Here is a 3,888-nt window from a genome sequence, read left to right on the forward strand (position 1 = left end):
GTTGATAGAGCATCAGCCTTCCAAGCTGAGGGTCGCGGGTTTGAGCCCCGTCTTCCGCTCTTTTAAGCCATTTGATTTTTCGAGTGGCTTTTTTATTTTCTTCAAGTTCTATTTTTATTATATTGTGCTTTTACACCTGTAAGCATCAAGTACATATGTTATTAATTATATATTTTCAGACCATATAATCATTAAAATAATGACACTTCCAAATAGGTCAAACCATAAATTGAATATAGATGAAGATATGCTTTTAGATAAAAAGCAAAGGAGATATGTGGATCTTATTATGGGAAAGGTGAAGCCAGAAAATGAGGAAGAAAGAAAAATGCTTAAGGAGATTGAAGATACAGATGGAATACCATATATTCCTACAGACTGATCTTCTGAATTGCTCTCTATTGAAAATCATGAGTGCCTTATAAAACAGACAACTCATGAATAAATTGTAACTTTAGTGCGGTCTTTGACAAGCGCAAAAGATCAACACACAAAGGACCCGTTGTTGTGAATTGCTCTCAAATTGTAACTTTAGTGCGGTCTTTGACAAGAAATACCTTGTGCTAATGCACCACAACCAAGTTGTGAATTGCTCTCAAATTGTAACTTTAGTGCGGTCTTTGACAAGCCTTTCAAATGGAGGTTTGAGACTCCCAAAGTTGTGAATTGCTCTCAAATTGTAACTTTAGTGCGGTCTTTGACAAGGTTCACCTTTATAGGTTACCTCTCCACAAAGTTGTGAATTGCTCTCAAATTGTAACTTTAGTGCGGTCTTTGACAAGATCAGCGGCATGAATGCTGTTGCCTGGGTAGTTGTGAATTGCTCTCAAATTGTAACTTTAGTACGGTCTTTGACAAGGCTTGGATAATAAAAAGTTTGTTTGGTTTAGTTGTGAATTGCTCTCAAATTGTAACTTTAGTACGGTCTTTGACAAGTAAATATACGGCATATAAGAACAGCACAGGTTGTGAATTGCTCTCAAATTGTAACTTTAGTACGGTCTTTGACAAGTGGAGCTGAAACACTGTTATTTGATTGAGGGTTGTGAATTGCTCTCAAATTGTAACTTTAGTACGGTCTTTGACAAGAGTTTTATCTGGCTATGCAGTTAAGCTACGGTTGTGAATTGCTCTCAAATTGTAACTTTAGTACGGTCTTTGACAAGACCTTATATATTCTTTAGTAATTACCTGAAGTTGTGAATTGCTCTCAAATTGTAACTTTAGTACGGTCTTTGACAAGATCATTTTATCGTTTTCTAGTTATTTTATAGTTGTGAATTGCTCTCAAATTGTAACTTTAGTACGGTCTTTGACAAGTGGTGATTTTCTAATTAGTGGAGAGTTAGAGTTGTGAATTGCTCTCAAATTGTAACTTTAGTACGGTCTTTGACAAGTAGGTTCATATGAATCACAGTCACATTCAAGTTGTGAATTGCTCTCAAATTGTAACTTTAGTACGGTCTTTGACAAGAACAAGTTCAGACGCCGTATACACCTTAAAGTTGTGAATTGCTCTCAAATTGTAACTTTAGTACGGTCTTTGACAAGCTAATTTGTCAGCATCTTCATAAGCCTGTAGTTGTGAATTGCTCTCAAATTGTAACTTTAGTACGGTCTTTGACAAGCTGCCTGTTTTTAACATTTCATGGAACTTGGTTGTGAATTGCTCTCAAATTGTAACTTTAGTACGGTCTTTGACAAGGGTAATTTATCAGGAACAGAATTTAATGTAGTTGTGAATTGCTCTCAAATTGTAACTTTAGTACGGTCTTTGACAAGTTACGTCTTGAAAATAAGAGAGCTTTACAAGTTGTGAATTGCTCTCAAATTGTAACTTTAGTACGGTCTTTGACAAGTTTCAAATTCTATACTTATACCTTTAGGTAGTTGTGAATTGCTCTCAAATTGTAACTTTAGTACGGTCTTTGACAAGATATGTAGGAAGTATTTTGTCAATGCCTGAGTTGTGAATTGCTCTCAAATTGTAACTTTAGTACGGTCTTTGACAAGATATATCAGAAATAATGCCCTTTTTTATAAGTTGTGAATTGCTCTCAAATTGTAACTTTAGTACGGTCTTTGACAAGGGGAGTTACCGCAAGCGGTCAGGCTTTTTGGTTGTGAATTGCTCTCAAATTGTAACTTTAGTACGGTCTTTGACAAGTCGTTCAGCAAAAAGCAAAACAAGGATGTGGTTGTGAATTGCTCTCAAATTGTAACTTTAGTACGGTCTTTGACAAGTCATTCGTGTATCACAAATGTTATACAATAGTTGTGAATTGCTCTCAAATTGTAACTTTAGTACGGTCTTTGACAAGACCTGTCCACGCAACAAAACTAAAGTCGCTGTTGTGAATTGCTCTCAAATTGTAACTTTAGTACGGTCTTTGACAAGGTATCGCCCGCAAAACACAAACTAGCAACAACTTATCAAAGACATCAGAAAAGAAAAACCGACCTATTTGACGGGTTGGTTTTCTTTTTAGACCTTGTTTTTATTCTTCTAAAACAATTGCAACTGCTGAACCACTTCCGGCTTAGCAGCCGGTTGCTGACTTATAAACAACTCCATCATACCAAATTGCTTATCCGTTATTTTAAGCACACCAATATGTCCATGCTCAGGCAGTATACTTTTCACCCTTTTAATGTGCACATCAGCATTTTCTCTGCTGGGGCAATTTCGCAGATAAATCGAGAACTGAAACATAGCAAAACCATCATCAATCAGCTTTTTTCGAAACTTAGATGCTTCTTTTCGCTGTTTCTTGGTTTCGGTTGGTAAATCAAAAAATACAAGAACCCACATAATACGGTATTGATTAAGTGCTGAATAAGACATACCTAATTGATTAAAAACTGTGGATACACAATTTTACGCCGCTCTCCCGCCAAACATTCATATAACGAATTAGTTGTGCGACTTAGCCCAACCATTAACGGACTTTTTTGCTTGTCGTACTGAACATCGACCGTTGCAATACTTAACAATTTACGTTTCTGCTCAATGGTAATTTCTTCACTGTCTATTTCTCCTTCTTGCCACATATTGTAAACCAGTTCATCACAATACGGACGAAAAGGTTCCATAATATCATCGGCCAGGCAATAGGAGTTATATTTATTGCGGTGAAAAATACCAATGGTGGGTGATAAACCACTCCCCACCAGAGCTCTGGCCACAATAGCTCGTAAAACTGCATAACAATAGTTGAGGTGTGCATTGGGTGCAACACCGTATCTTTGACGTGTAAAGTTGGTTTCTTCAAATAATACTTTCCAGTATACCGATGCTGCTCTCCCTTCGATATTATCAGGATCACCACTTTGAATCTGAGGAACCAGGGCCTTTAAACGTTTATTTTCCTTTTCTACTATCTGTAATAATGAGGCCTGATTCTCGACTTTGGCCTTAACTGTTTGCTGCCAAAGATTTTTGCGCAGCGGTTCGCTCATCTCTATTTGAAAGCGCAATCGCTCAGTCTGCAAGGTATGACCATCCATGGGTAACATCAATCCTTGGGGCAGATGGCGTTCGTCGCAACTTATAATTGCTGTATTATTGTGGGTTAAGGCTACTATTAATCCATGTGTGATGGTTATCTGATAATTGTCGAGTAACATAACCCCTATATCTTCAATGGGTATAGAACCCAACTCATTATTGGTTTTAGGTTCTGTTACTTTTAACTGTTTTTGTTGTTTACTTAAATAGGCAGGATTACCAAAATAGAGGGTTCGCTTGATCATAATTTCTGATTTAAGGATTTTATTAAACATTACGATCAACATGGATATTTCGGATCGTTTTGTGCCAGCATTATCGGCCTGATCTGTGCCAGTGATTTCGGTTCAAACTGTGCCACTTTTGGTCATGAACTGATG

At 37.0% G+C, this 3,888-nt stretch carries 3 protein-coding genes and 1 CRISPR repeat array; of the genes, 1 reads left to right on the plus strand and 2 read right to left on the minus strand.

Annotation, left to right across the window (positions count from 1 at the left end):
* The first annotated feature begins 199 nt into the window (after positions 1-199).
* Complete coding sequence (locus ACRD62_RS22200) at positions 200-382, plus strand: hypothetical protein (protein ID WP_430822276.1); 183 nt, start codon at positions 200-202, stop codon at positions 380-382.
* Between the two features lie 122 nt (positions 383-504).
* Positions 505-2,398: direct repeats of the CRISPR family, unit length 47 nt; unit sequence GTTGTGAATTGCTCTCAAATTGTAACTTTAGTACGGTCTTTGACAAG.
* 108 nt (positions 2,399-2,506) lie between these two features.
* On the opposite strand, the gene cas2 is transcribed toward ACRD62_RS22200, so the two are convergent.
* Positions 2,507-2,845 carry a CRISPR-associated endonuclease Cas2 gene (gene cas2, locus ACRD62_RS22205; protein WP_430822277.1) on the minus strand — a complete coding sequence of 113 codons (339 nt, stop codon included), beginning with the start codon at positions 2,843-2,845 and terminating at the stop codon, positions 2,507-2,509.
* 2 nt (positions 2,846-2,847) lie between these two features.
* Positions 2,848-3,753 carry a type II CRISPR-associated endonuclease Cas1 gene (cas1, locus tag ACRD62_RS22210; RefSeq protein ID WP_430822278.1) on the minus strand — a complete coding sequence of 302 codons (906 nt, stop codon included), beginning with the start codon at positions 3,751-3,753 and terminating at the stop codon, positions 2,848-2,850.
* Positions 3,754-3,888: the final 135 nt, after the last annotated feature.

The organism is Carboxylicivirga caseinilyticus, assembly GCF_050589785.1.
GTDB classification, from domain to species: Bacteria; Bacteroidota; Bacteroidia; order Bacteroidales; family Marinilabiliaceae; genus Carboxylicivirga; species Carboxylicivirga caseinilyticus.